The sequence below is a fragment of the Streptomyces sp. NPDC055099 genome, assembly GCF_053607685.1.
The window spans coordinates 58,351-83,762 of record NZ_JBSGUA010000024.1; the positions used below are offsets into that span (position 1 = coordinate 58,351).

Below are 25,412 nucleotides of genomic sequence, written 5' to 3' on the forward strand. Positions count from 1 at the left end.
GGGGGGGCCCGCCCCCCGTGGGGCCCCCCCCCCCCCGGCGGTACGTTTCTGCTCAAGTGTCCCTTGAGGGATCAGACGTCGTCGTGAGCGACGGCGCGGCGCGCGTCCGCGTCCAGGACGCCCCAGCTGATCAGCTGCTCGGTGAGAACCGAGGGCGACTGGTCATAGATCACGGCGAGGGTGCGCAGGTCGTCCTGGCGGATCGAGAGCACCTTGCCGTTGTAGTCACCGCGCTGCGACTGGATCGTGGCGGCATACCGCTGAAGGGGGCCCGCCTTCTCCTGCGGCACGTGCGCGAGGCGCTCGAGGTCGAGCACGAGCTTCGGCGGCGGCTCGGCCGCGCCGCCGGGAGCGGTGCCGGGCAGCAGCTCCTGGACCGGGACGCCGTAGAAGTCCGCCAGCTCGGCAAGGCGCTGTACGGTCACGGCGCGATCGCCGCGTTCGTACGAACCGACCACGACCGCCTTCCAGCGTCCCTGGGACTTTTCCTCGACGCCGTGGAGGGAAAGGCCCTGCTGGGTACGGATGGCGCGGAGCTTGGCCCCGAGCTGTTTGGCGTATTCGCTGGACATATAGCTCCCCGGACGAAGAACGGTAACTCACTGTGAGGTTACGCAGCGTTACTTGGGTGCGTCAAGCCGAATGGTCCGTACCGGCACTTCCGAGGGGGGTCGTGACCGGGGACGTTTCCGGTGCTGGTACCGTGGATGGCGCAATTTCGACGTCCTTTAAGGTCCGTCCCGTGAGGCGGAGAAGGAGGTCCGTTTCATATGGACTCGCACGACACGAACGAACCCGATGTCGCCCGGCCCGTGCTCGAAGGCCCGGACATCGCACGGGTGTTGACCCGTATCGCGCACGAGATCGTCGAGCGCGCCAAAGGCGCGGAAGACGTGGTGCTGCTCGGCATTCCCACCCGCGGCGTCTTCCTCGCCCGGCGCCTCGCCGAGAAGCTCGAAGAAATCACCGGACGCACGATCCCGGTTGGCTCACTCGACATCACGATGTACCGCGACGATCTGCGCATGCATCCGCCGCGCGCCCTGGCCCGCACCGAGATCCCGGGTGACGGCATCGACGGCCGCCTCGTCGTCCTCGTCGACGACGTGCTCTTCTCCGGTCGCACCATCCGCGCCGCCCTCGACGGTCTGAACGACATCGGGCGCCCGCGCGCGGTGCAGCTCGCCGTCCTCGTCGACCGCGGCCACCGCGAACTGCCGATCCGTGCCGATTACGTCGGCAAGAACCTCCCCACGTCGTTGCGGGAGACGGTCAAGGTCCAGCTCGCCGAGGAGGACGGCCGCGACGCCGTGCTGCTCGGTGCCAAGCCCGCTTCCGCGTAGGACCGGCTTTCCTGCGGGACCCGGGGCACACCCCTGCGCGCCCGCATGCCCGCACACCTCCACATGACGGAGTACACCCAGATGATGCGACACCTCATCTCGGCCGCCGACCTCACCCGCGACGACGCCGTTCTCATCCTCGACACCGCCGAGGAGATGGCCCGGGTCGCCGACCGGCCGATCAAGAAGCTTCCCGCCCTGCGCGGCCGCACGATCTGCAACCTGTTCTTCGAGGACTCGACCCGGACCCGGATCTCCTTCGAGGCCGCCGAGAAGCGCCTCTCCGCCGACGTCATCAACTTCGCCGCCAAGGGCTCCAGCGTCTCCAAGGGCGAGTCGCTCAAGGACACCGCGCAGACCCTGGAGGCGATGGGCGTCGACGCCGTCGTCATCCGGCACGGCGCGTCCGGCGCCCCCTACCGCCTCGCCACCTCCGGCTGGATCGACGCCCCGGTGATCAACGCGGGCGACGGCACCCACCAGCACCCCACCCAGGCGCTGCTCGACGCCTTCACCATGCGGCGCCGCCTCGTCGGCCGCGACGCGGGCCTGGGCAAGGACCTGACCGGCAAGCGCATCACGCTCGTCGGCGACGTCCTGCACAGCCGGGTCGCGCGCTCGAACGTCGACCTGCTGCACACCCTGGGCGCCGAGGTGACCCTGGTCGCCCCGCCCACGCTCGTCCCGGTCGGCGTGGACAACTGGCCCTGCGACGTGTCGTACGACCTGGACCGGGTGCTGCCGAAGTCCGACGCCGTGATGATGCTGCGCGTGCAGCGCGAGCGCATGAACGCCGCGTTCTTCCCGACCGAGCGCGAGTACTCGCGTTGCTACGGCCTGGACGGCCAGCGCATGGCGAAGATGCCCGAGCACGCCATCGTGATGCACCCCGGCCCGATGGTCCGCGGCATGGAGATCACGGCCGAGGTCGCCGACTCCGACCGCTGCACGGTCATCGAGCAGGTCGCCAACGGTGTGCACACCCGGATGGCCGTCCTGTATCTGCTCCTGGGCGGGAACGAACCCGCTGTCACCCACACGCGCCCCACCGCCTCAGAGGAGAAGTAAGACATGAGCAAGACCCTGATCCGTGGTGCGAAGGTGCTCGGCGGCGAGCCCCAGGACGTCCTGATCGACGGCGGGACGATCGTCGAGGTCGGCACCGGCCTCGACGCGACCGGCGCGACCGTCGTCGAGGCCGAGGGCCAGATCCTGCTGCCCGGCCTCGTCGACCTGCACACTCACCTGCGCGAGCCCGGCCGCGAGGACTCCGAGACCGTCCTGACCGGCACGCAGGCCGCCGCCTCCGGTGGCTACACCGCCGTGTTCGCCATGGCCAACACCTTCCCCGTCGCCGACACCGCCGGCGTCGTCGAGCAGGTCTACCGCCTCGGCCAGGAGGGCGGGTACGCCGACGTCCAGCCGATCGGGGCCGTCACCGTCGGCCTCGAGGGCAAGAAGCTCGCCGAGCTCGGCGCCATGCACGAGTCCGCGGCCGGCGTCACCGTCTTCTCCGACGACGGCAAGTGCGTCGACGACGCCGTGATCATGCGCCGCGCCCTGGAGTACGTGAAGGCCTTCGGCGGCGTCGTCGCGCAGCACGCGCAGGAGCCGCGGCTCACCGAGGGCGCCCAGATGAACGAGGGCGTCGTCTCCGCCGAGCTTGGCCTCGGCGGCTGGCCCGCCGTCGCCGAGGAGTCGATCATCGCGCGTGACGTGCTGCTCGCCGAGCACGTGGGCTCGCGGGTGCACATCTGCCACCTGTCGACCGCCGGCTCGGTCGAGATCGTCCGCTGGGCGAAGTCGCGCGGCATCGACGTGACCGCCGAGGTCACCCCGCACCACCTGCTCCTGACCGACGAGATGGTCCGCTCGTACAACCCGGTCTACAAGGTCAACCCGCCGCTGCGCACCGAGCGCGACGTCATGGCGCTGCGCGAGGCCCTGGCCGACGGCACGATCGACATCGTCGCCACCGACCACGCCCCGCACCCGCACGAGGACAAGGACTGCGAGTGGGCCGCGGCCGCCATGGGCATGGTGGGCCTGGAGACCGCGCTCTCCGTGGTCCAGCAGACGATGGTCGAGACGGGCCTGCTCACCTGGGCCGGGGTCGCCGACCGGATGTCCGTCAAGCCCGCCGAGATCGGACGGGCCAAGGGCCACGGACGCCCCGTCTCGGCAGGTGAGCCCGCGAACCTCACGCTTCTCGATCCGGCTTACCGTGGTGTCGTGGACCCGGCGGGCTTCAGCTCGCGCAGCGGCAACACCCCTTACGAGGGCCGTGAGCTGCCCGGTCGCGTGACGCACACGTGGCTGCGGGGCCGCGCCACGGTCGTCGACGGGAAGCTCGCGTGACATCTCTTCTGGAACTGGCCGCCGAGAAGGAATCGGCGGAGGTGACCGACTGGGCCGCCCGCGCGGGCTGGGTCGTCGGACTGCTGCTCTTCATCGCGCTCGTCTACTGGCTGATGCGCGAGGGGTGGAAGTGGCGCGGCACGCTCCAGGGCGACCTGCCGGAGCTTCCCGCCGCGCCGTCCGAGCCGGGTCCGGCCAGACTTGAGCTGAGCGGCCGCTACCACGGCTCGACCACGGCAGGGCAGTGGCTCGACCGCATCGTGGCGCATGGTCTGGGCACCCGCAGCCGCGTCGAGCTCACGCTCACGGACGCGGGCCTGGACGTCGTACGCCCCGGCGCGGCCGACTTCTTCGTCCCGGCCGCGCAGCTGCGCGAGGCCCGCCTCGACAAGGGCATCGCCGGAAAGGTCCTCGCGGAGGGCGGTCTGCTGATCGTCACCTGGGAGCACGGCGAGAAGCTGATCGACTCGGGCTTCCGCTCGGACCACGCGGCCGAGCAGGCGGAATGGGTCGAGGCCATCAACAACATGATCAACAAGACCAGCACTACGGAAGGCACCGCACGATGACGACCTCCACAAGGGGATCCGCCGTTAGGCAAAAGGCGTCTCCCGCCGTACTCGTCCTGGAGGACGGCCGCATCTTCCGCGGCCGCGCCTACGGGGCCGTGGGGGAGACCTTCGGCGAAGCGGTGTTCTCCACCGGCATGACCGGGTACCAGGAGACCCTCACCGACCCCTCGTACCACCGCCAGGTCGTCGTCATGACGGCCCCGCACGTCGGCAACACGGGCGTGAACGACGAGGACGACGAGTCCGCCCGCATCTGGGTCTCCGGCTACGTCGTGCGCGACCCCGCGCGCGTGCCCTCCAACTGGCGCTCCAAGCGCACCCTGGACGAGCAGCTCACCGCCCAGGGCGTCGTCGGCATCTCCGGCATCGACACCCGTGCCCTCACCCGCCACCTGCGCGAGAGCGGCGCCATGCGCGTCGGCATCTTCTCCGGCGAGGCGGTCGCGGACGACGCGGCCCTGCTCGCCCGCGTCAAGGAGGCCCCCCAGATGGTGGGCGCCGACCTCTCCAGCGAGGTCGCCACCACCGAGGCGTACGTCGTCCCGGCCATCGGCGAGAAGAAGTTCACCGTCGCCGCCCTGGACCTCGGCATCAAGGGCATGACCCCGCACCGCATGGCCGAGCGCGGCATCGAGGTGCACGTGCTCCCCGCCACCGCGACGCTGGAGGACGTGTACGCGGTCAATCCGGACGGCTTCTTCCTGTCGAACGGCCCCGGTGACCCCTCCACCGTCGACCTGACCGTGGTCAAGGGCGTCCTGGAGCGCAAGACGCCGCTCTTCGGCATCTGCTTCGGCAACCAGATCCTCGGCCGCGCGCTCGGCTTCGGCACGTACAAGCTGAAGTACGGCCACCGAGGCATCAACCAGCCCGTGCAGGACCGCACGACCGGCAAGGTCGAGGTCACCGCGCACAACCACGGCTTCGCCGTCGACGCGCCGCTCGACAAGGTCTCCGACACGCCCTACGGCCGTGCCGAGGTCTCCCACGTGTGCCTGAACGACCAGGTGGTGGAGGGGCTCCAGCTCCTCGACCAGCCCGCGTTCAGCGTCCAGTACCACCCCGAAGCGGCTGCCGGCCCGCACGACGCCGCGTACCTCTTCGACCGCTTCGTAACCCTGATGGAGGGCCAGCGTGCCTAAGCGCACCGATATCCAGTCCGTCCTGGTCATCGGCTCCGGCCCGATCGTCATCGGCCAGGCAGCGGAGTTCGACTACTCCGGCACCCAGGCCTGCCGCGTACTCAAGGCCGAGGGCCTGCGCGTCATCCTGGTGAACTCGAACCCGGCGACGATCATGACCGACCCGGAGATCGCCGACGCGACCTACGTCGAGCCGATCACCCCCGAGTTCGTCGAGAAGATCATCGCCAAGGAGCGCCCCGACGCGCTCCTGCCCACCCTCGGCGGCCAGACCGCGCTCAACACCGCGATCTCCATGCACGAGCAGGGCGTCCTGGAGAAGTACGGCGTCGAGCTCATCGGCGCCAACGTCGAGGCCATCAACAAGGGCGAGGACCGCGACCTCTTCAAGGGCGTCGTCGAAGAGGTCAACAAGAAGATCGGGCACGGCGAGTCCGCCCGCTCGTACATCTGCCACTCCATGGACGACGTCCTCAAGGGCGTCGACGAGCTCGGCGGCTACCCCGTGGTCGTCCGCCCCTCCTTCACCATGGGCGGCGCCGGTTCCGGCTTCGCGCACGACGAGGAGGAGCTGCGCCGCATCGCCGGACAGGGCCTCACGCTCTCGCCGACCACCGAGGTGCTCCTGGAGGAGTCCATCCTCGGCTGGAAGGAGTACGAGCTGGAGCTGATGCGCGACAAGAACGACAACGTCGTGGTCGTCTGCTCCATCGAGAACTTCGACCCGATGGGCGTACACACCGGCGACTCGATCACGGTCGCCCCGGCGATGACGCTGACCGACCGCGAGTACCAGACCCTGCGTGACGTCGGCATCGCGATCATCCGCGAGGTCGGCGTCGACACCGGCGGCTGCAACATCCAGTTCGCCATCGACCCGACGGACGGCCGGGTCATCGTCATCGAGATGAACCCGCGTGTCTCGCGGTCCTCGGCGCTCGCGTCGAAGGCCACCGGATTCCCGATCGCGAAGATCGCGGCGAAGCTGGCCGTCGGCTACACGCTGGACGAGATCCCGAACGACATCACCGAGAAGACCCCGGCGTCCTTCGAGCCGACCCTCGACTACGTGGTGGTCAAGGCCCCGCGTTTCGCCTTCGAGAAGTTCCCTTCGGCGGACTCGACCCTGACGACCACCATGAAGTCGGTCGGCGAGGCCATGGCCATCGGCCGCAACTTCACCGAGGCGCTCCAGAAGGCGCTGCGGTCCCTGGAGAAGAAGGGCTCGCAGTTCACCTTCGTGGGCGAGCCCGGCGACAAGGCCGAGCTCCTCGAAGAGGCGGTCCGGCCGACCGACGGCCGCATCAACTCCGTCATGCAGGCCATCCGCGCGGGCGCGACGCCCGAGGAGGTCTTCGAGTCCACGAAGATCGACCCGTGGTTCGTCGACCAGCTCTTCCTGATCAAGGAGATCGCGGACGAGCTCGCCGCCGCCGAGCGCCTGGACGCCGGCCTGCTCGCCGAGGCCAAGCGCCACGGCTTCTCCGACCACCAGATCGCGGAGATCCGCGGCCTGCGCGAGGACGTCGTCCGCGAGGTGCGCCACGCGCTCGGTGTCCGCCCGGTCTACAAGACGGTCGACACCTGCGCCGCCGAGTTCGCCGCGAAGACGCCGTACTTCTACTCCTCGTACGACGAGGAGAGCGAGGTCGCCGAGCGCGAGAAGCCCGCGGTCATCATCCTGGGCTCGGGCCCCAACCGCATCGGCCAGGGCATCGAGTTCGACTACTCCTGCGTCCACGCCTCCTTCGCGCTGAGCGACGCGGGCTACGAGACCGTGATGGTCAACTGCAACCCCGAGACCGTCTCCACGGACTACGACACCTCCGACCGCCTCTACTTCGAGCCGCTCACGCTCGAGGACGTGCTTGAGATCGTCAACGCCGAGGCGCAGGCGGGTCCGATCGCGGGCGTCATCGTCCAGCTCGGCGGCCAGACCCCGCTGGGCCTGGCGCAGGCGCTCAAGGACAACGGCGTGCCGGTCGTGGGCACCTCGCCCGAGGCCATCCACGCCGCCGAGGACCGCGGCGCCTTCGGCCGCGTCCTCGCGGAGGCCGGTCTCCCCGCGCCCAAGCACGGCACCGCCACCACGTTCGCCGAGGCCAAGGCCATCGCCGACGAGATCGGCTACCCCGTCCTCGTACGCCCGTCGTACGTGCTCGGCGGCCGCGGCATGGAGATCGTCTACGACGAGACCCGCCTCTCCGCGTACATCGAGGAGTCGACCGAGATCAGCCCCTCGCGGCCGGTGCTCGTCGACCGCTTCCTCGACGACGCGATCGAGATCGACGTGGACGCGCTCTACGACGGCGAGGAGCTCTACCTCGGCGGCGTCATGGAGCACATCGAGGAGGCCGGCATCCACTCCGGCGACTCGGCGTGCGCGCTGCCCCCGATCACCCTCGGCGGCCACGACATCAAGCGCCTGAGGGCCTCCACGGAGGGCATCGCCAAGGGCGTCGGCGTCCGCGGCCTGATCAACATCCAGTTCGCGATGGCCGGGGACATCCTCTACGTCCTGGAGGCCAACCCGCGCGCCTCGCGCACCGTCCCCTTCACCTCGAAGGCGACCGCGGTGCCGCTGGCCAAGGCCGCCGCGCGCATCTCGCTCGGCGCCACCGTCGCCGAGCTGCGCGCCGAGGGCATGCTCCCGGCGACCGGTGACGGCGGCACGCTGCCGATGGACGCGCCGATCTCGGTGAAGGAAGCCGTCATGCCGTGGAGCCGCTTCCGCGACATCCACGGGCGCGGCGTCGACACGGTCCTCGGTCCGGAGATGCGCTCCACCGGTGAGGTCATGGGCATCGACACGGTGTTCGGCACGGCGTACGCCAAGTCGCAGGCCGGCGCGTACGGTCCGCTGCCGACCAAGGGCCGCGCCTTCATCTCGGTGGCCAACCGCGACAAGCGCTCGATGATCTTCCCGGCGCGTGAACTGGTCGCGCACGGCTTCGAGCTGCTCGCCACGTCCGGCACCGCCGAGGTGCTCAAGCGCAACGGCATCAACGCCACGGTCGTGCGCAAGCAGAGCGAGGGCGAGGGCCCGAACGGCGAGAAGACGATCGTCCAGCTCATCCACGACGGCGCGGTCGACCTCATCGTCAACACCCCGTACGGCACCGGTGGCCGCCTCGACGGCTACGACATCCGTACGGCGGCCGTCTCCCGCTCCGTGCCGTGCCTGACGACGGTCCAGGCGCTCGCCGCCGCCGTCCAGGGCATCGACGCGCTCAACGGCGGGGACGTGGGCGTCCGTTCACTCCAGGAACACGCGGAGCATCTGACCGCGGCCCGCGACTAGCAGCCCACCAGGGGGACACCGATCCGGTGTCCCCCTTCTGGTGAGCACACCTGAGGACCCCTGAGGACACCCACATGTACAAATTCTTCTTCGACCTCGTCTTCAAGCGCATGGACCCGGAGCAGGCCCACTACCTGGCCTTCCGCTGGATCCGGCTCGCGGCCCGTATCCCCGTGCTGCGCACGTTCATCGCCGCCGTGCTCGCGCCGCGCCACAAGGAGCTGCGCACCGAGGCCCTGGGCCTGCGGATGCACGGACCCTTCGGTCTCGCCGCGGGCTTCGACAAGAACGCCGTCGCGATCGACGGCATGTCGATGCTGGGCTTCGACCACATCGAGATCGGCACCGTCACGGGCGAGCCGCAGCCCGGCAACCCCAAGAAGCGGCTGTTCCGTCTCGTGCAGGACCGTGCGCTGATCAACCGCATGGGCTTCAACAACGAGGGATCGGCGGCCGTGGCCGAGCGCCTGGCCGCCCGCAAGGCCGTCTTCAGGACGGTCGTGGGCGTCAACATCGGCAAGACCAAGGTCGTCCCCGAGGAGGAGGCCGCTGCCGACTACGTGAAGTCGACCGAGCGCCTCGCCGCCCACGCCGACTACCTCGTGGTCAACGTGTCGTCCCCGAACACCCCCGGCCTGCGCAACCTCCAGGCCACGGAGTCGCTGAGGCCGCTGCTCACCGCCGTACGCGAGGCGGCCGACCGCAGCGTGACCGGGCGCCGCGTCCCGCTCCTCGTGAAGATCGCCCCCGACCTGGCGGACGAGGACGTCGACGCAGTCGCCGACCTGGCCGTGGAACTCGGCCTGGACGGCATCATCGCCACGAACACGACCATCGCGCGCGAGGGCCTCGGTTTGCGATCCGAACCTTCGCTCTACGGCGAGACCGGCGGTCTGTCGGGCGCGCCCCTCAAGGAGCGCTCCCTGGAGGTCCTGCGCCGCCTCTACGCGCGCGTGGGCGACCGCATCACGCTCGTGGGCGTCGGCGGCATCGAGAACGCCGAGGACGCCTGGCAGCGCATCCTCGCGGGCGCCACCCTGGTGCAGGGCTACAGCGCGTTCATCTACGAAGGGCCCTTCTGGGGCCGCGCCATCCACAAGGGGCTCGCCGCACGTCTTCGCGCGAGCTCCTACGCCACCCTCGCCGAGGCTGTCGGCGCCGACGTAAGGAAGCCCGCATGAGTGCCCTCGAATCCTTCGGCAGCCGCCTTCGCCACGCCATGGACGAGCGCGGACCGCTCTGCGTCGGCATCGACCCGCACGCCTCCCTGCTGTCCGCCTGGGGCCTGAACGACGACGTGGCGGGCCTGGAGCGGTTCACCGGGACCGTCGTGGAGGCGCTGGCCGGCACGGTGGCGGTCTTCAAGCCGCAGAGCGCGTTCTTCGAGCGCTTCGGATCGCGCGGCATCGCCGTACTGGAGAAGGCGGTCCAGGAGCTGCGCGCGGCAGGCGCCCTGGTGGTCATGGACGCCAAGCGCGGCGACATCGGCTCGACGATGGCCGCGTACGCCGAGACCTTCCTGCACAAGGACTCGCCGCTCTTCAGCGACGCCCTCACGGTCTCGCCCTACCTCGGATACGGCTCGCTGAAGCCGGCCGTCGACCTCGCGCGCGAGAACGGCACCGGGCTCTTCGTGCTCGCCCTCACCTCCAACCCCGAGGGCGCCGAGGTGCAGCACGCGGTGCGCGAGGACGGCCGCACGATCGGCGCGACGATGCTCGGGCACCTGGCGGCGGAGAACGCCGGGGCGGAGCCCCTGGGGTCCTTCGGCGCCGTCGTCGGGGCCACGCTCGGGGACCTGTCCTCGTACGACCTCGCGATCAACGGCCCGCTGCTCGCCCCCGGCATCGGGGCGCAGGGCGCCACTCCGGCGGATCTGCCGGGGGTCTTCGGGGACGCCGTGCGCAACGTCGTGCCGAGCGTGAGCCGGGGTGTCCTGCGTCACGGTCCCGACGTGGCGGGTCTGCGCGTCGCCGCGACCCGTTTCGCGGACGAGATCCGTGAGGCCGTCGCCTCGGTCTGAGGTTTTCGGAGGCCCGCTGAGGGTGTTTTTCCGTCTTCGAAGGTCGTGTCCGGCCACGTCCCCACGTTTCGCTGATGACTCACGGAGCGAAATCAGGGGTGAAATGCCCGAAATGCACACCTCGACAGAGGCTGACCAGGACTTTTCGTCTGTTCTCGCTGACTCCGGCGGCCATGCCCGCTAGTCTCCGACGAGAGCGAACGGGCAAGCGCGTTGCACGTTGCTCACCAGGTGTGGGGCGACTAGGTTCCTCACCGGTCCGTATCCGACAGTTCGACATCCGAGGTGACGTAGGCGTGGCTCTTCCGCCCCTTACCCCTGAACAGCGCGCAGCCGCGCTCGAAAAGGCCGCCGCGGCTCGCCGGGAGCGGGCCGAGGTCAAGAATCGACTCAAGCACTCCGGCGCCTCTCTTCATGAGGTCATCAAGCAGGGTCAGGAGAACGATGTCATCGGCAAGATGAAGGTCTCCGCTCTCCTGGAGTCCCTGCCCGGCGTCGGCAAGGTCCGCGCGAAGCAGATCATGGAGCGTCTTGGCATCTCCGAGAGCCGCCGTGTGCGCGGTCTCGGCTCCAACCAGATCGCCTCCTTGGAGCGTGAGTTCGGCGGTGGCGCTGCCTGACGTTCTCAGGCACTCCTGAGAACCTGGATAATCGCTGCATGGCTGCAACATCCCGGGGGACGACCCCCGTGCCCCCGGACGTACGTCCGCGGCTGACCGTGCTCTCCGGCCCCTCAGGGGTCGGCAAGAGCACGGTCGTCGCTCATATGCGCAAGGAACACCCCGAGGTCTGGCTCTCGGTCTCGGCCACCACCAGGAAGCCGCGCCCAGGCGAGAAGGACGGCGTCCACTATTTCTTCGTCTCCGACGACGAGATGGACAAGCTGATCGCCAACGGCGAGCTCCTTGAGTGGGCCGAGTTCGCGGGCAACCGCTACGGCACGCCGCGGGGTGCTGTTCTCCAGCGCCTCGAAGCGGGTGAGCCCGTCCTCCTGGAGATCGATCTGCAGGGCGCGCGTCTGGTCCGCGAGTCGATGTCCGAGGCGCAACTGGTCTTCCTCGCCCCGCCGAGCTGGGAAGAACTGGTCCGCAGGCTCACCGGCCGGGGGACCGAGGCGCCCGAGGTGATCGAGCGCAGGCTCGGCGCGGCGAAGATCGAACTCGCCGCGGAGGCCGAGTTCGACACGACCCTGGTCAATACCTCCGTCGAGGACGTGGCCCGTGAGCTGCTAGCCTTGATGAAAGTTGTTTGATCTTCTTCATCCTCAGTAACCCGGACTGACCCTCAATTTCCGTTCGAAGGTCAATCCCCATCGGAAGGCAGAGAGTGTCCTCTTCCATCACTGCGCCCGAGGGCATCATCAACCCGCCGATTGATGAGCTCCTCGAAGCGACCGACTCGAAGTACAGCCTCGTGATCTACGCCGCCAAGCGCGCGCGCCAGATCAACGCGTACTACTCGCAGCTCGGTGAGGGCCTGCTGGAGTACGTCGGCCCGCTGGTGGACACGCACGTCCACGAGAAGCCGCTCTCCATCGCGCTCCGCGAGATCAACGCGGGCCTGCTGACGTCCGAGGCCATCGAGGGCCCGGCCCAGTAGGCGCCGTTCTTTTCCTGCAGTTCTTCACCACAGGCCCGGCAGCGCGACTGCCGGGCCTGTGGTGTGTCATGGAGTCGTACGTCCCCGGATGCGGGGATCACAAGTGCGGGGAGGCACCGTCACCGTGGGCAAGCCCAAGGTCGTTCTGGGGGTCAGCGGCGGAATCGCCGCGTACAAGGCCTGTGAGCTGCTGCGGCGGCTGACCGAGTCGGGCCATGACGTACGTGTCGTGCCGACCGACGCGGCGCTGCACTTCGTCGGCGCGGCCACCTGGTCGGCGCTGTCCGGCAACCCGGTCTCGACCGAGGTGTGGGACTCCGTCCACGACGTGCCGCACGTACGGATCGGCCAGTCCGCCGACGTCGTGATCGTCGCCCCCGCCACGGCCGACATGATGGCCAAGGCCGCCCACGGCCTCGCCGACGACCTCCTGACGAACACGCTCCTCACCGCCCGCTGTCCGGTGATCTTCGCGCCCGCCATGCACACGGAGATGTGGGAGCACCCGGCCACGCAGGAGAACGTCGCCACGCTGCGCCGCCGCGGCGCCCTCGTCATCGAGCCCGCCGTCGGCCGCCTCACCGGCGTGGACACGGGCAAGGGCCGCTTCCCCGACCCGGTGGAGCTCTTCGAGGTCGTACGCCGTGTCCTGGCGCGCGGCGATCTCGGGCAGGACCTCACGGGGCGGCACGTCGTCGTCAGCGCGGGCGGCACCCGCGAGCCGCTCGACCCGGTCCGCTTCCTGGGTAACCGTTCCTCCGGCAAGCAGGGCTACGCCCTGGCCCGCAGCGCCGCTGCGCGGGGCGCCCGCGTCACGCTCGTGTCGGCGAACCCGGCGCTGCCCGAGCCGGCGGGCGTCGACCTCGTGCCCGTGGGCACCGCGATCCAGCTCCGCGAGGCCGTGCTGAAGGCATCGGCGGACGCCGACGCCGTGGTGATGGCGGCGGCCGTGGCCGATTTCCGGCCCGAGACGTACGCGACCGGAAAGATCAAGAAGAGGGACGGTCAGGAGCAGCCCCCGATCGCCCTGGTCCGCAACCCCGACATCCTCGCCGAGATCGCGGGCCGGCGGCCGCGCCCCGGCCAGATCGTCGTCGGGTTCGCCGCCGAGACGGACGACGTGCTCGCCAACGGCCGCGCCAAGCTGGAGCGCAAGGGCTGCGACCTGCTCGTCGTCAACGAGGTGGGCGAGCGCAAGACCTTCGGTTCCGAGGAGAACGAGGCGGTCGTGCTCGGCGCGGACGGCAGCGAGACGCCGGTCCCGTACGGCCCCAAGGAAGCGCTCGCGGACACGGTCTGGGATCTCGTCGTGGAACGTCTGGCGCCGCCCGTCGAGGAATTCCCGAAAAAATAGGGGTGACCCCCAGAAGAAACCCCTGTCGAAAACCACGGCAGAACAGGGGCGGAATCCGGGCCTCGAATGTCACAATCGCCCCACTGGGCGCCTCAAACCCGGGAAATTCGGGCGTGAGGCCCTCTGGTGGAGAAGGATCGTCTTACCGCACAATGCAGTGCCGCAGGTCACAGCGCTCCCAAGTGGCGAGACACGTGGTCCGGCGGCCGAGTGCGACCGATAAACTGGTCTCGGACGACGCCGGGCGCAGCTCCCGGCCGTCCACCAATGATCAGCCAGCAGCCGCTGCAACCACAGGGAGCGATGTGTCCCGCCGTCTCTTCACCTCGGAGTCTGTGACCGAGGGTCACCCCGACAAGATCGCTGACCAGATCAGCGACACCATTCTCGACGCCCTTCTGCGTGAGGACCCGAAATCCCGGGTCGCCGTGGAGACGTTGATCACCACCGGCCTGGTGCACGTGGCCGGCGAGGTGACGACCAAGGCGTACGCGCCGATCGCGCAGCTGGTGCGCGACAAGATCCTCGAGATCGGTTACGACTCCTCGAAGAAGGGCTTCGACGGCGCCTCCTGTGGTGTCTCGGTGTCCATCGGCTCGCAGTCCCCCGACATCGCGCAGGGCGTCGACACGGCGTACGAGAAGCGTGTCGAAGGCGACGAGGACGAGCTCGACAAGCAGGGCGCCGGCGACCAGGGCCTGATGTTCGGCTACGCCTGCGACGAGACGCCGGAGCTGATGCCGCTCCCGATCCACCTCGCGCACCGTCTCTCGCGCCGCCTGTCCGAGGTCCGCAAGAACGGGACCATCCCGTACCTGCGCCCCGACGGCAAGACCCAGGTCACCATCGAGTACGACGGCGACAAGGCCGTCCGTCTCGACACCGTCGTGGTCTCCTCCCAGCACGCGTCGGACATCGACCTGGACTCGCTCCTGGCCCCCGACATCCGTGAGTTCGTGGTCGAGGCCGAGCTGAAGGCCCTCCTCGACGACGGCATCAAGCTGGACACCGACGGCTACCGCCTCCTGGTCAACCCGACGGGACGCTTCGAGATCGGCGGCCCGATGGGCGACGCCGGCCTCACCGGCCGCAAGATCATCATCGACACGTACGGCGGCATGGCCCGCCACGGCGGCGGCGCCTTCTCCGGCAAGGACCCGTCCAAGGTCGACCGCTCGGCCGCCTACGCGATGCGCTGGGTCGCCAAGAACGTCGTCGCGGCCGGCCTCGCCGCCCGCTGCGAGGTCCAGGTCGCGTACGCGATCGGCAAGGCCGAGCCGGTGGGCCTGTTCGTGGAGACCTTCGGCACGGCCACGGTCGACACCGACAAGATCGAGGCCGCCATCTCCGAGGTCTTCGACCTGCGTCCGGCCGCGATCATCCGCGACCTGGACCTGCTGCGCCCGATCTACGCGCAGACCGCCGCGTACGGCCACTTCGGCCGCGCGATCCCCGACTTCACGTGGGAGCGCACGGACCGCGTGGACGCGCTGCGGAAGGCCGCGGGGCTCTAGGACTCCCTGGCCCGACCAGTTCCGACGAAGCCCGGCGCCCCTGGTGGGGGTGCCGGGCTTCGTCGTGCCGTGGTGCCCATCGGGCTCGGGGCCGTGTCAGTGGGGTCTGGTAGGAATGCTGCTGTGAGCAGCGAGAATCGGAAGTCTGAGGGGGGCGGCGGGGCCGAGCCTCCGGAGCAGCTTGCGCTCATTCGGGAAGCGGTGCGCAAGGCCGAGGTGCCCCGGGCCAAGCCGCGGACGTGGCGGGGGGCCGCGTTGGCCAAGTCGTTGCCGGTGGCTCGGGTACTGGTCGACAAGGGCGTGCTGCATCTTGACCGGTACTTCGACTACGCGGTGCCCGAGGAGCTGGACGAGCAGGCTCAGCCCGGGGTGCGGGTCCGGGTGCGGTTCGGGGCCGGGGCGCGGAACGTGCGCGGTGGACGGCGTGAGGGCGGGGGCTTGATCGACGGGTTTCTCGTCGAGCGGGTCGCCGAGACCGACTACTCCGGGCCGCTGGCCGCGCTGGCACAGGTCGTGTCGCCCGAGCCTGTGCTGGACGGTGAGTTGCTCGGGTTGGCGCGCGCCGTGGCCGACCGGTATGCGGGCAGCCTTGCCGACGTGTTGCAGCTGGCGGTCCCGCCCCGGCACGCGAAGGCCGAGGCGCGGGAGATGGGGGAGGCTCCACCAGCTCCTCCCGCGCCTGATGCGGGGACCTGGCGGCGGTACGGGCATGGGGCGGAGTTACTGGGGGCGCTGGCCTCCGGGGGTGCGCCTCGGGCCGTGTGGACCGCTCTTCCCGGGCCGGAGTGGGCCGAGGAGATCGCGCGTGCCGTGCAGGCGACTCTCGCCTCGGGGCGGGGGGCCCTGGTCGTAGTGCCCGCCGGGCGGCCCGCGGCCAGGGTCGACGCGGCGCTGACCCGGCTGATGGGGGAGGGGCAGCACGCTCTGCTCACCGCTGACGCCGGGCAGGAGCGGCGGTATCGGGAGTGGCTCTCCGTGCGGCGTGGCGTCGTGCGGGCCGTGGTGGGCACGCGTGCGGCCATGTTCGCCCCGGTGCGCAATCTTGGGCTCGTCGTGATCTGGGACGACGGCGACGCCGGTCACAGCGACGACAACGCCCCCTTCCCGCATGTGCGGGAGGTGCTCGAACTGCGGGCCACGCGGGACAAGTGCGGCTTCCTGCTGGGCAGTTGGAGCTGCACGGTGGAGGCCGCGCAGCTCGTGGAGAGCGGGTGGGCGGCGCCGCTGGTCGCTGACCGGGAGCAGGTGCGGGGGGCAGCGCCGCTCGTACGAACCGTGGGGGACGGCGACCTCGCCCGCGACGAGGCGGCCCGGGCCGCGCGGCTTCCGTCGCTGGCCTGGAATGTCGTACGGGAAGGACTCAAGCACGGGCCTGTGCTGGTCCAGGTGCCCCGTCGAGGCTATGTGCCCCGGCTCGCGTGCGAGCGGTGCCGGGAGCCCGCGCGGTGCAGGCACTGTGCGGGGCCGCTGGAGGCGCGGGACGGCGGCGGGCTGTGGTGCGGCTGGTGCGGGGTGGAGGAAGGCGCCTGGCACTGCGGGGAGTGCGGGGGCTTCCGGCTGCGGGCGCAGGTGGTCGGTGCGCGGCGTACGGCAGAGGAGTTGGGGCGGGCCTTTCCCGCGGTGCCGGTGCGGACGTCGGGGCGTGAGCAGGTCCTCGACACCGTGGCGGGGACACCCGCGCTGGTGGTGAGTACGCCGGGGGCCGAGCCGGTGGCCGAGGGCGGTTACGCCGCCGCGTTGCTGCTCGACGGCTGGGCCATGCTGGGCCGCCCTGATCTGCGGGCCGGGGAGGACGCGCTGCGGCGCTGGATCGCGGCGTCCGCGCTGGTGCGGCCCCAGGGAGTCGGCGGGACCGTGGTGGTCGTCGCCGAGCCGACGCTGCGGCCGGTGCAGGCCCTGGTGCGGTGGGATCCCGTGGGGCACGCGGTACGGGAGCTTTCCGAGCGGGCCGAGCTGGGGTTTCCGCCCGTGTCGCGGATGGCGTCGGTCGCGGGGACCCCGGAGGCGCTCTCCGGCTTCCTAGCGGCGGCCGAACTCCCTTCGGACGCGGCGGTGTTGGGGCCTGTGCCCGTACCGGACGCGGGGCCCGGGCCCGCGCGACGGGCCGGGGCGGCGCCGGCCGGGGAGCGGTGGGAGCGGGTGCTGATCCGGGTGCCGCCGGGGAGCGGGGCCGCGCTTGCCGCTTCGCTGAAGGCGGCTCAGGCCGCGCGGATGGCGCGGGGCGCCGGGGGTGGGGAGTTGGTGCGGATCCGGGTGGACCCGCTGGACATTGGCTAGGGCTCTCTCCCGGCTTCCCGCCGGGGGGCTCCCTGCCTGGGCAGAGGACTCCCGCTGCGCGGGGCTGCCCGGGTTGTTCTTGCCGTCTCGTTTCTCGGTGCACGGCGGCTTCGCTGTTGTGCCCACCCTTCCCCAAGCTCTCGGCTTCGCTCGACCAGGGGAGACCCCAATCGCCCTGCGGAACGCCTGCCCACAACGGCGGAGGGGCGGTGACGCCTGCCCACAACGAGGGCGGGGCGGTCTCGCCTGGTCGTAGTGGGGAACGACGGCGGCGGCTGTCCTCGCCGGGGGAAACCGGTGGAGACAGCCGCCGCTTTGCCGTGTCAGCCGTTGCGTGGGCCCGGGAAGATGTTGGGGCGGGGGTCCTCGCGGAGGGCGGGGCTGCCCGCCGTGGGCTGGGTCGGCATCGCGCGGGCCGCGGGCACCGAGGGGAGCGGGGCGCCGACCGGGACCGGGGGCCGGGCGGCCGTGGCTGCGGGGACCGTCTCCGTGGCGCGCTCCGCCTCAGCCGCGGCCTGGGTCGTGGCCCTGCGGGCTCCGTAACGGCGGTGCACCGCCTGCTTGGTGACCCCGAGGGCGGAACCCACCGCGTCCCACGAGAAGCCCAGCGAACGGTCGAAGTCCACCGCGGCGGTCACCAGCGTCTCGACGCTGTCCCGCAGTTCCTGGGCGAGGCGGACGGTCGGGGCGGGGGCACGCCCGTACACGACGAAGCCCGCGGAGGGGCTGGAGCGGCGCGGGCGGTAGACGTTGCCGAGCTGGGCGGTGAGCGTACGCAGTGCGTCCACCTGCCGGCGGACCCGCTCGATGTCCCGAACCAGAAGGTGCAGGCTCGCCCGTGCCTGGGCGTCGTGGGTTGCGTGGTCGGCCATGAACAAGCCTCTCGAACCGGCGTTGAAAAGGATCGGGCCGCTGTCGCGGCCCGTTGTGGTCAACTCTTTCTTGACCAACGCGCTAGTTCGTGTGGGGTCACGGTGCGGGGGCGTGTGCGCATATGCACAGGGCGCACGGCCGCGCGTACGCCCCCGTGCGGGCCGTCATGCGGCGTGCGTGACGGAAGCGGGCGGCGTGAGGGGAGCGGCGCCGGGACGGGAGGGCGGACCGCCACCGCCCCGCGGAGAGCGGCCCGGTGGTGCGGCTCATAGACTGGTGTGCTTCCTGCACCTTTCCGTACCTTCCCGCACCTTCCCCGTACGTTCCCGCCCCGAGAGGCCGACAGCCACCGATGAAGCTCGTCTTCGCAGGCACCCCCGAGGTCGCCGTCCCCGCCCTGGACGCCCTGATCGCCTCCGACCGGCACGAGGTGGCCGCAGTTGTCACCCGGCCCGACGCCCCCGCGGGCCGCGGCCGCAGACTCGTCGCGAGCCCCGTCGCCCAGCGTGCGGAGGAGGCCGGCATCGAGGTGCTCAAGCCCGCGAAGCCGCGCGACGAGGACTTCCTTGCGCGGCTGCGCGAGATCGCGCCCGACTGCTGCCCGGTCGTCGCCTATGGCGCGCTGCTGCCCAAGGCCGCCCTGGACATCCCGGCCCACGGCTGGGTCAACCTGCACTTCTCGCTGCTGCCCGCCTGGCGCGGCGCCGCGCCCGTGCAGCACGCCGTGATGGCGGGGGACGAGATCACCGGTGCCTCGACGTTCCTGATCGAGCAGGGGCTCGACTCCGGGCCGGTGTACGGGACCGTCACCGAGGTCGTCAGGCCCACCGACACCAGCGGTGACCTGCTCACCCGCCTCGCCTTCGCGGGCTCGGGGCTGCTCGCCGCCACCATGGACGGCATCGAGGACGGCTCCCTGAAGGCCGTACCGCAGCCCGCCGACGGCATCACCCTCGCCCCGAAGATCACCGTCGAGGACGCCCAGGTGGACTGGGCCGCTCCGGCCCTCCGCGTCGACCGGGTCGTGCGTGGCTGCACCCCGGCGCCCGGTGCCTGGTCCGTGTTCCGCGGGGAGCGGCTGAAGATCATCCAGTCCGCGCTCGTCGCCGACCGTACCGACCTCGCGCCCGGTGAACTCGGCGCCGCCAAGAACAACGTGTACGTCGGCACCGGCTCGCACGCCGTGGAGCTGCTCTGGGTCCAGCCGCAGGGCAAGAAGCCGATGCGCGGCGCCGACTGGGCGCGCGGGGTGCGGATCGCCCCGGGCGAGCGGCTCGGCGACACCGACGTACGCTGAATAGGTTCAGCCCCCATCCAATAGCGGAGCACCTTTGAGCGACCAGCCGAGCCGGCGTCCCCAGAAGCAGGGAAAGCCCGGCAAGCCCCACCGCCGTCCCAAGAAGGACCCCGTCCGTTTCCTCGCCTTCGAGGCGCTGCGGGCCGTGGACGAGCGGGACGCCTACGCGAACCTCGTCCTGCCGCCACTCCTGCGCAAGGCCCGCGAGAAGGAGGGCGCCGACAAGTTCGACGCGCGTGACGCCGCGCTCGCCACCGAGCTGGTCTACGGGACGCTGCGCCGGCAGGGGACGTACGACGCGATCGTGGCCGCCTGCATCGACCGGCCGCTGCGCGAGGTCGACCCGCCGGTCCTCGACGTCCTGAACATGGGCGTGCACCAGTTGCTCGGCACGCGCATCCCCACGCACGCCGCCGTCTCCGCCTCCGTGGAGCTGGCGCGCGTGGTGCTCGGTGACGGGCGGGCCAAGTTCGTGAACGCGGTGCTGCGCAAGGTCGCCGCCGACGATCTCGACGGCTGGGTGGAGAAGGTCGCGCCGCCCTACGACGAGGACGCCGAGGACCATCTCGCCGTCGTCCACTCGCATCCCCGCTGGGTCGTCTCCGCGCTGTGGGACGCGCTCGGCGGCGGCCGTGCGGGCATCGAAGACCTCCTGGAGGCCGACAACGAACGGCCCGAGGTGACGCTCGTGGCACGGCCCGGACGGACCACCGCCGATGAACTCCTCGACGTGGTGGGCGAGGAGTCCGCGCTGCCGGGGCGCTGGTCTCCGTACGCCGTGCGGCTCAGCGAAGGCGGCGAGCCCGGGTCCATCGAGGCCGTGCGCGAGGGGCGTGCCGGGGTTCAGGACGAGGGCAGCCAGCTCGTCGCGATCGCACTCGCGAACGCCCCGGTCGAGGGGCGCGACGAGAAGTGGCTCGACGGATGCGCCGGGCCGGGCGGCAAGGCCGCCATGCTCGCGGGTCTCGCGGCCGGGCGGGGCGCCGCCCTCCTCGCCGCCGAGAAGCAGCCGCACCGGGCCCGCCTCGTCGCGCAGGCCCTGCGGGGCAACCCGGGCCCCTACGAGGTCATCGCCGCCGACGGCACCCGGCCGCCGTGGCAGCCCGGCAGCTTCGACCGCGTTCTGATGGACGTGCCCTGCACGGGGCTCGGCGCCCTGCGCCGCCGCCCCGAGGCCCGCTGGCGCCGCCGCCCGGAGGACCTGGACGGCTTCGCGCCGCTCCAACGGGGGCTGCTGCGCACCGCGTTGGAGTCCGTGCGCGTCGGGGGCGTCGTCGGATACGCCACCTGTTCACCGCACCTCGCGGAGACGCGTGCCGTCGTCGACGACGTGCTCAAGCAGCACGAGGGGGCCGAGCTCATCGACGCGCGGCCGCTGATGCCGGGCGTCCCCGCGCTCGGTGACGGCCCCGACGTCCAGCTGTGGCCGCATCTGCACGGCACGGACGCGATGTACCTAGCGCTGATCCGGCGGACCGCCTGAGGAGACCTTCGCCGGCTCCGGTGTGCGGGGGACCGCCGGGTCCTTGCTCAGGGCGTGCGGCCACCACACCTTCGGTCCCACGTCCAAGAACAGGGCGGTGACCAGGACAGACCGTACGACGAAGGTGTCGAGCAGGACGCCGAGCGCGACCGCGAAGCCGATCTCGGCGAACGCCACCATCGGCAGCGTGCCGAGCGCGGCGAAGGTGCCGGCGAGGACCAGGCCCGCCGAGGTGATGACCGCGCCGGTCGCGGCGAGGCCCGTCACCACGCCCGCACGGGTGCCCTGGCGGCCCGCCTCCTCACGGATGCGGGTCGACAGGAAAATGTTGTAGTCGATGCCGAGCGCCACCAGGAACACGAAGACGAAGAGCGGGAAGTCCGTGGACTCGCCCGCGTAGTCGAAGAGGTGGCGGAAGGCGAGCGCGCTGATGCCGAGCGCGGCGGAGAAGGAGAGCACCACGGTCGCGATCAGGAGCAGCGGTGCGACCACGGCGCGCAGCAGCACGGCGAGGATCAGCAGGACGACCACCAGGACGAGCGGGATCACCAGCTTGTTGTCGTGGGTCGTCGCGCGGTCCATGTCCAGGAGGGCCGCCGTGCCGCCGCCCACCTGCGCGTCCGCGTCGGGCACCGCGTGCACCGCGTCGCGCACCCGCTCCACGGTCTGCTTGGCCGCGTCGCTGTCGGAGGGGTCGGTCGGCGTCGCCTCGAACAGGACCTGGCCCCCGGCCTCCGCCTTCGTCCCCGGCGGTACGCCGATGCTCGCCGGTTCCACGCCACGCGTCCCCGCGACCGCGTCGCGGACCTCGTCGGCCTGGTCCGCGTTCGCCACGATCACCAGCGGGTCGCCGCTGCCCGCGGGGAAGTACTTCCCCTGCACCTCCTGACCCACGATCGAGTCCGGCTTGTCCGTGAACGAGTCGGCGTTGCTGAGCCCTTCGGCACGCAGCTGCGTCAGGCCGAGAGCCAGGGCCGCGAGCGCCACCGCGGTGACGCTCCAGGTCAGGCGCGGACGGTGGGCGATACGGCGGCCCATGCGGGCCCAGATGCCGCGCTCGGTGGGCTCCTCGGAGCCGTTGTGCGGGATCAGCGGCCAGAAGAGCCACCGGCCGCAGACCACCAGGAGCGCGGGGAACAGCGACAGCATCGCGAGCAGGGCGACCGCGACACCGATGGCCGCCACGGGGCCGAGGCCCCGCGTGGAGTTCATGTCGGCGGTGAGCAGCACCAGCATGCTGACGACGACCGTGGCGCCCGACGCGATGACCGCGGGACCCGCCCGGTGCAGGGCGAGCTGCATGGCCTCGTGCCGGTCCTCGTGGCGGCGCAGCTCTTCCCGGTAGCGGGCGACCAGGAGCAGGGCATAGTCCGTCCCCGCGCCGAAGACGAGCACCGTCAGGATGCCCGCGCTCTGGCCGTTGACCGTCAGGCCGGCGTGCTCCGCCAGGAGGTAGATCAGCGCCTGCGCCGTGAAGAGGGAGACGACCGCCGCGAGCAGCGGGACGATCAGGAGGACCGGACTGCGGTAGGTGATCAGGAGGATCACGACGACGACGGCGGCCGCCGACAGGAGCAGCGTCGAGTCGATGCCCTCGAACGCCTCGGAGAAGTCCGCCGACGTACCGCCGGGCCCGGTGACGTGCACCGAAAGACCGCCCGAGCCCTCGCCCACGACCTCGCGCATGGAGTCCACTGCCGGGGTGATCCGCTCCCAGCCCTTCTCGTCCATGGTGATGGGCACGAAGATCTGGGCCGCCTCGGCCGCGTCGGCGCCCGAGGTGTTCTTCGTGTCGAAGACGGGGCCACGGGTCTCGGCGCCGCGCACGCCGTGGGCGCTCAGCTCCTTGAGCTCGTCGACGTCCTCGGAGATCCGCGCCCGGTCCTCGGCGGTCAGCCCGCCGTCACGGGCGTACACGATGATCGCGGGGATCTGCTCGGGCCTGAACTCCTCGGATATCTCCAGGACTTGGGTGGATTCCGCGGAGCCGGGCAGCCAGGACGAGGCCTGGTTGTCCTGGGCGTCGGTGAGCTTTTGGGCGAGCGGTGCCGCGGCGACGGTCACCACCAGCCAGAACAGCACCACGAGCCACTTGGTGCGCCGCCCGCACACCAGCCAGGCCACTCCTCGGCCCGCCGTGCGCTGTCCGTCCGACCGAACGTCCGACCGTTCGTCTGGCATGGCTACCCCCGCTGCCCCACGTGGTGCCGGTGGACCGCCCAGCATGGCATGGGGTCCATGGTCAAAGGAGCCGGTTGGCTCACGCTACGGACCGCGGAAGGCAACGAGCGCGGGGCATGGCAGTCTTGGGGCATGGCCGTGCAGATCAACCCCAGCATCCTGTCCGCGGATTTCGCCCGTCTTGCCGAGGAGGCAAGGGCGGTCGAAGGTGCCGACTGGCTCCATGTAGACGTCATGGACAACCACTTCGTCCCCAACCTCACCCTTGGGGTGCCGGTCGTAGAGTCTCTCGCCCGAGCGACGGACACGCCGCTGGACTGCCATCTGATGATCGAGGACGCCGATCGCTGGGCGCCGCAGTACGTCGAAGCGGGCGCCGGATCGGTCACCTTCCACGCGGAGGCGGCCGCGGCTCCCGTCCGCCTGGCCCGCGAGATCCGCGCCAAGGGCGCCCGCGCCTCCATGGCGCTGAAGCCCGCGACGCCCATCGAGCCGTACGAGGACCTGCTCCCCGAGCTCGACATGCTGCTGATCATGACCGTCGAGCCCGGCTTCGGCGGCCAGGCCTTCCTTGACATCATGCTCCCGAAGATCCGCCGCACCCGCGAGTTGATCAGCAAGCACGGCCTCGAACTCTGGCTCCAGGTCGACGGCGGCGTCTCCGCGGCGACCATCGAGCGCTGCGCCGAGGCCGGCGCCGACGTCTTCGTCGCGGGCTCCGCGGTCTACGGGGCCGACGACCCGGCGGCGGCGGTACGTGCACTGCGCACCCAGGCGGCCGGGGCGACGTCCTCGGCGGCGTGGGCATGCGACCACTGAGCCACGGATACGTGAACGCAGCCCTTCGGGGCTGATCAAGTACGCCGGATCTGCAAGGATGAACGGCGAACCCTGGTTGCGCTGCGGCAATGCGCGAGAAGCCGTGGCAATGTGCGCGAAGCCGCACCAATGCGCGTGAATGCGTATGCGTGCGAACGCGTGCACGGCAGTTGCTTGAAATGACAGTCTTGAAATGACAGTGAGGAGACCGTCGTGTCGACGGGCGGCCGGTCAGCCATGCGGATGGGACCCGCGGAGCTGGTGCAGGCGGCGGCCATGGCCCGCCGCTTCTATCTCGAGGGCAAGTCCAAGATCCAGATCGCCGAGGAGTTCGGCGTCAGCCGCTTCAAGGTGGCCCGGGTCCTGGAGACGGCCCTGGAGCGTGACCTCGTACGGATCGAGATCCGTGTGCCCGCCGAGCTGGACGCGGAGCGCTCGGACGCGCTGCGCGCCCGCTACGGCCTGCGGCACGCGGTCGTCGTCGAGTCGCCGGCCCCGGCCGACGAGATCGACGAGTCGCCCGACCCCGAGAACCTCGGCGAGGTCGCGGCCGACCTGCTGGGCGAGCTGGTCACCGAGGGCGATGTCCTCGGCCTCGCGTGGGGGCGCTCGACCATTCACATGGCGGCCGCCCTCGACCAGTTGCCGCCGTGCACGGTGGTGCAGCTGACGGGTGTGTACGACGCCGGGACCGCCGAGCGCGGCTCCGTCGAGGCCGTGCGGCGTGCCGCGCAGGTCTCCGGCGGCGAGGCCCACCCCATCTACGCGCCGATGCTCCTGCCGGACCCGGCCACCGCCGCGGCCCTGCGCAACCAGACGGGCATCGCGCGGGCCTTCGAGTACTTCGACAAGGTGACCGTGGCCGCGGTGTCCATCGGCTCCTGGGAGCCCGGCATCTCCACCGTCCACGACATGCTCAGCGACGAGGAGCGTGCGCACTACGCCTCGCTGGGCGTCGCCGCCGAGATGTCCGCGCACCTCTTCGACGCCGAAGGGCGTCGGGTCGGGCGCGACCTGGGGGAGCGGTGCATCACGGTCGAGGCGGACCGGCTTCGGCGGATTCCCGAGGTCGTCGCCATCGCGGGCGGACAGCGCAAGGCCGCTGCCATCGACGCGGTGCTTCGGTCCGGGCTCGTCACCAGCCTGGTGACGGACACCGCCGCCGCGGATCAGCTGATGGTCATGGGGCACACGCCGCATCCCGCGCTGGACCGGGCGGATCCGGACGGCAGCTGACCGCCCGCGGGCGCGCTGCGGCTCGGGATCGGTCATGGGA

General features: G+C 71.0%; 21 protein-coding genes. 18 read left to right on the plus strand and 3 right to left on the minus strand.

Annotated elements, in window-relative coordinates:
• Window positions 1–71: 71 nt before the first annotated feature.
• Window positions 72–572 (minus strand): transcriptional regulator BldD, encoded by a 501-nt coding sequence (bldD, locus tag ACWFRU_RS37740; protein ID WP_249591133.1) that lies wholly within the window; start codon window positions 570–572, stop codon window positions 72–74.
• Window positions 573–770: 198 nt separating this feature from the next.
• On the opposite strand from bldD, the gene pyrR reads away from it, so the two are divergent.
• The 14 genes from pyrR (at window position 771) to ACWFRU_RS37810 (ending at window position 17,483) form a co-directional block, all read left to right on the plus strand.
• A complete protein-coding gene (gene pyrR / locus ACWFRU_RS37745) occupies window positions 771–1,343 on the plus strand; it encodes a bifunctional pyr operon transcriptional regulator/uracil phosphoribosyltransferase PyrR (RefSeq protein WP_383271943.1) in 573 nt (190 codons plus the stop codon).
• Window positions 1,344–1,424: 81 nt separating this feature from the next.
• Window positions 1,425–2,411, plus strand: coding sequence for an aspartate carbamoyltransferase catalytic subunit (locus ACWFRU_RS37750; protein ID WP_453692660.1), 987 nt, complete (start codon window positions 1,425–1,427; stop codon window positions 2,409–2,411).
• 3 nt (window positions 2,412–2,414) lie between these two features.
• A complete protein-coding gene (locus ACWFRU_RS37755) occupies window positions 2,415–3,701 on the plus strand; it encodes a dihydroorotase (protein ID WP_453692625.1) in 1,287 nt (428 codons plus the stop codon).
• Complete coding sequence (locus ACWFRU_RS37760) at window positions 3,698–4,270, plus strand: PH-like domain-containing protein (RefSeq protein ID WP_453692626.1); 573 nt, start codon at window positions 3,698–3,700, stop codon at window positions 4,268–4,270. Before ACWFRU_RS37755 ends, ACWFRU_RS37760 begins: the two co-directional genes overlap by 4 nt.
• Window positions 4,267–5,415, plus strand: coding sequence for a glutamine-hydrolyzing carbamoyl-phosphate synthase small subunit (gene carA, locus ACWFRU_RS37765; RefSeq protein ID WP_453692627.1), 1,149 nt, complete (start codon window positions 4,267–4,269; stop codon window positions 5,413–5,415). The genes ACWFRU_RS37760 and carA overlap by 4 nt, the downstream gene beginning before the upstream one ends.
• Entirely contained in the window at window positions 5,408–8,716 is a 3,309-nt protein-coding gene (gene carB, locus ACWFRU_RS37770) for a carbamoyl-phosphate synthase large subunit (RefSeq protein WP_453692628.1), read from the plus strand. The genes carA and carB overlap by 8 nt, the downstream gene beginning before the upstream one ends.
• 74 nt (window positions 8,717–8,790) lie before the next feature.
• On the plus strand, window positions 8,791–9,897 hold the full coding sequence (locus ACWFRU_RS37775) for a quinone-dependent dihydroorotate dehydrogenase (protein WP_453692629.1): 1,107 nt from the start codon (window positions 8,791–8,793) through the stop codon (window positions 9,895–9,897).
• Window positions 9,894–10,739 carry an orotidine-5'-phosphate decarboxylase gene (gene pyrF, locus ACWFRU_RS37780; protein WP_453692630.1) on the plus strand — a complete coding sequence of 282 codons (846 nt, stop codon included), beginning with the start codon at window positions 9,894–9,896 and terminating at the stop codon, window positions 10,737–10,739. The genes ACWFRU_RS37775 and pyrF overlap by 4 nt, the downstream gene beginning before the upstream one ends.
• 296 nt (window positions 10,740–11,035) lie before the next feature.
• Window positions 11,036–11,359 carry an integration host factor gene (locus tag ACWFRU_RS37785; protein WP_005319887.1) on the plus strand — a complete coding sequence of 108 codons (324 nt, stop codon included), beginning with the start codon at window positions 11,036–11,038 and terminating at the stop codon, window positions 11,357–11,359.
• A 38-nt stretch (window positions 11,360–11,397) separates the two neighbouring features.
• Window positions 11,398–11,991 carry a guanylate kinase gene (gmk, locus tag ACWFRU_RS37790; RefSeq protein WP_453399536.1) on the plus strand — a complete coding sequence of 198 codons (594 nt, stop codon included), beginning with the start codon at window positions 11,398–11,400 and terminating at the stop codon, window positions 11,989–11,991.
• A 74-nt stretch (window positions 11,992–12,065) separates the two neighbouring features.
• Window positions 12,066–12,338 (plus strand): DNA-directed RNA polymerase subunit omega, encoded by a 273-nt coding sequence (gene rpoZ / locus ACWFRU_RS37795; protein WP_005319902.1) that lies wholly within the window; start codon window positions 12,066–12,068, stop codon window positions 12,336–12,338.
• 124 nt (window positions 12,339–12,462) lie between these two features.
• Window positions 12,463–13,692, plus strand: a complete 1,230-nt coding sequence (coaBC, locus tag ACWFRU_RS37800) for a bifunctional phosphopantothenoylcysteine decarboxylase/phosphopantothenate--cysteine ligase CoaBC (protein WP_453692662.1) — start codon at window positions 12,463–12,465, stop codon at window positions 13,690–13,692.
• A gap of 305 nt (window positions 13,693–13,997) precedes the next feature.
• Window positions 13,998–15,206, plus strand: a complete 1,209-nt coding sequence (gene metK, locus ACWFRU_RS37805) for a methionine adenosyltransferase (RefSeq protein WP_453449769.1) — start codon at window positions 13,998–14,000, stop codon at window positions 15,204–15,206.
• Window positions 15,207–15,329: 123 nt separating this feature from the next.
• Window positions 15,330–17,483: a primosomal protein N' gene (locus ACWFRU_RS37810; protein ID WP_453692631.1), complete on the plus strand. Its 2,154-nt coding sequence runs from the start codon at window positions 15,330–15,332 to the stop codon at window positions 17,481–17,483.
• Window positions 17,484–17,806: 323 nt separating this feature from the next.
• Here ACWFRU_RS37810 and ACWFRU_RS37815 read toward each other — a convergent pair whose 3' ends face one another.
• Window positions 17,807–18,355: a hypothetical protein gene (locus ACWFRU_RS37815; RefSeq protein ID WP_363211029.1), complete on the minus strand. Its 549-nt coding sequence runs from the start codon at window positions 18,353–18,355 to the stop codon at window positions 17,807–17,809.
• Window positions 18,356–18,708: 353 nt separating this feature from the next.
• On the opposite strand from ACWFRU_RS37815, the gene fmt reads away from it, so the two are divergent.
• Both fmt and ACWFRU_RS37825 read left to right on the plus strand, forming a co-directional pair.
• On the plus strand, window positions 18,709–19,653 hold the full coding sequence (gene fmt / locus ACWFRU_RS37820) for a methionyl-tRNA formyltransferase (RefSeq protein WP_453692632.1): 945 nt from the start codon (window positions 18,709–18,711) through the stop codon (window positions 19,651–19,653).
• Window positions 19,654–19,687: 34 nt separating this feature from the next.
• The gene (locus ACWFRU_RS37825; RefSeq protein WP_453692633.1) at window positions 19,688–21,136 is read left to right on the plus strand and encodes an RsmB/NOP family class I SAM-dependent RNA methyltransferase; all 1,449 of its coding nucleotides are present in this window, start codon (window positions 19,688–19,690) and stop codon (window positions 21,134–21,136) included.
• Here ACWFRU_RS37825 and ACWFRU_RS37830 read toward each other — a convergent pair.
• The gene (locus ACWFRU_RS37830; protein WP_453692634.1) at window positions 21,110–23,317 is read right to left on the minus strand and encodes an MMPL family transporter; all 2,208 of its coding nucleotides are present in this window, start codon (window positions 23,315–23,317) and stop codon (window positions 21,110–21,112) included. The genes ACWFRU_RS37825 and ACWFRU_RS37830 overlap by 27 nt on opposite strands.
• A gap of 132 nt (window positions 23,318–23,449) precedes the next feature.
• On the opposite strand from ACWFRU_RS37830, the gene rpe reads away from it, so the two are divergent.
• Complete coding sequence (rpe, locus tag ACWFRU_RS37835; RefSeq protein ID WP_453692635.1) at window positions 23,450–24,136, plus strand: ribulose-phosphate 3-epimerase; 687 nt, start codon at window positions 23,450–23,452, stop codon at window positions 24,134–24,136.
• Between the two features lie 237 nt (window positions 24,137–24,373).
• The gene (locus tag ACWFRU_RS37840) at window positions 24,374–25,372 is read left to right on the plus strand and encodes a sugar-binding transcriptional regulator (RefSeq protein ID WP_363211159.1); all 999 of its coding nucleotides are present in this window, start codon (window positions 24,374–24,376) and stop codon (window positions 25,370–25,372) included.
• Window positions 25,373–25,412: the final 40 nt, after the last annotated feature.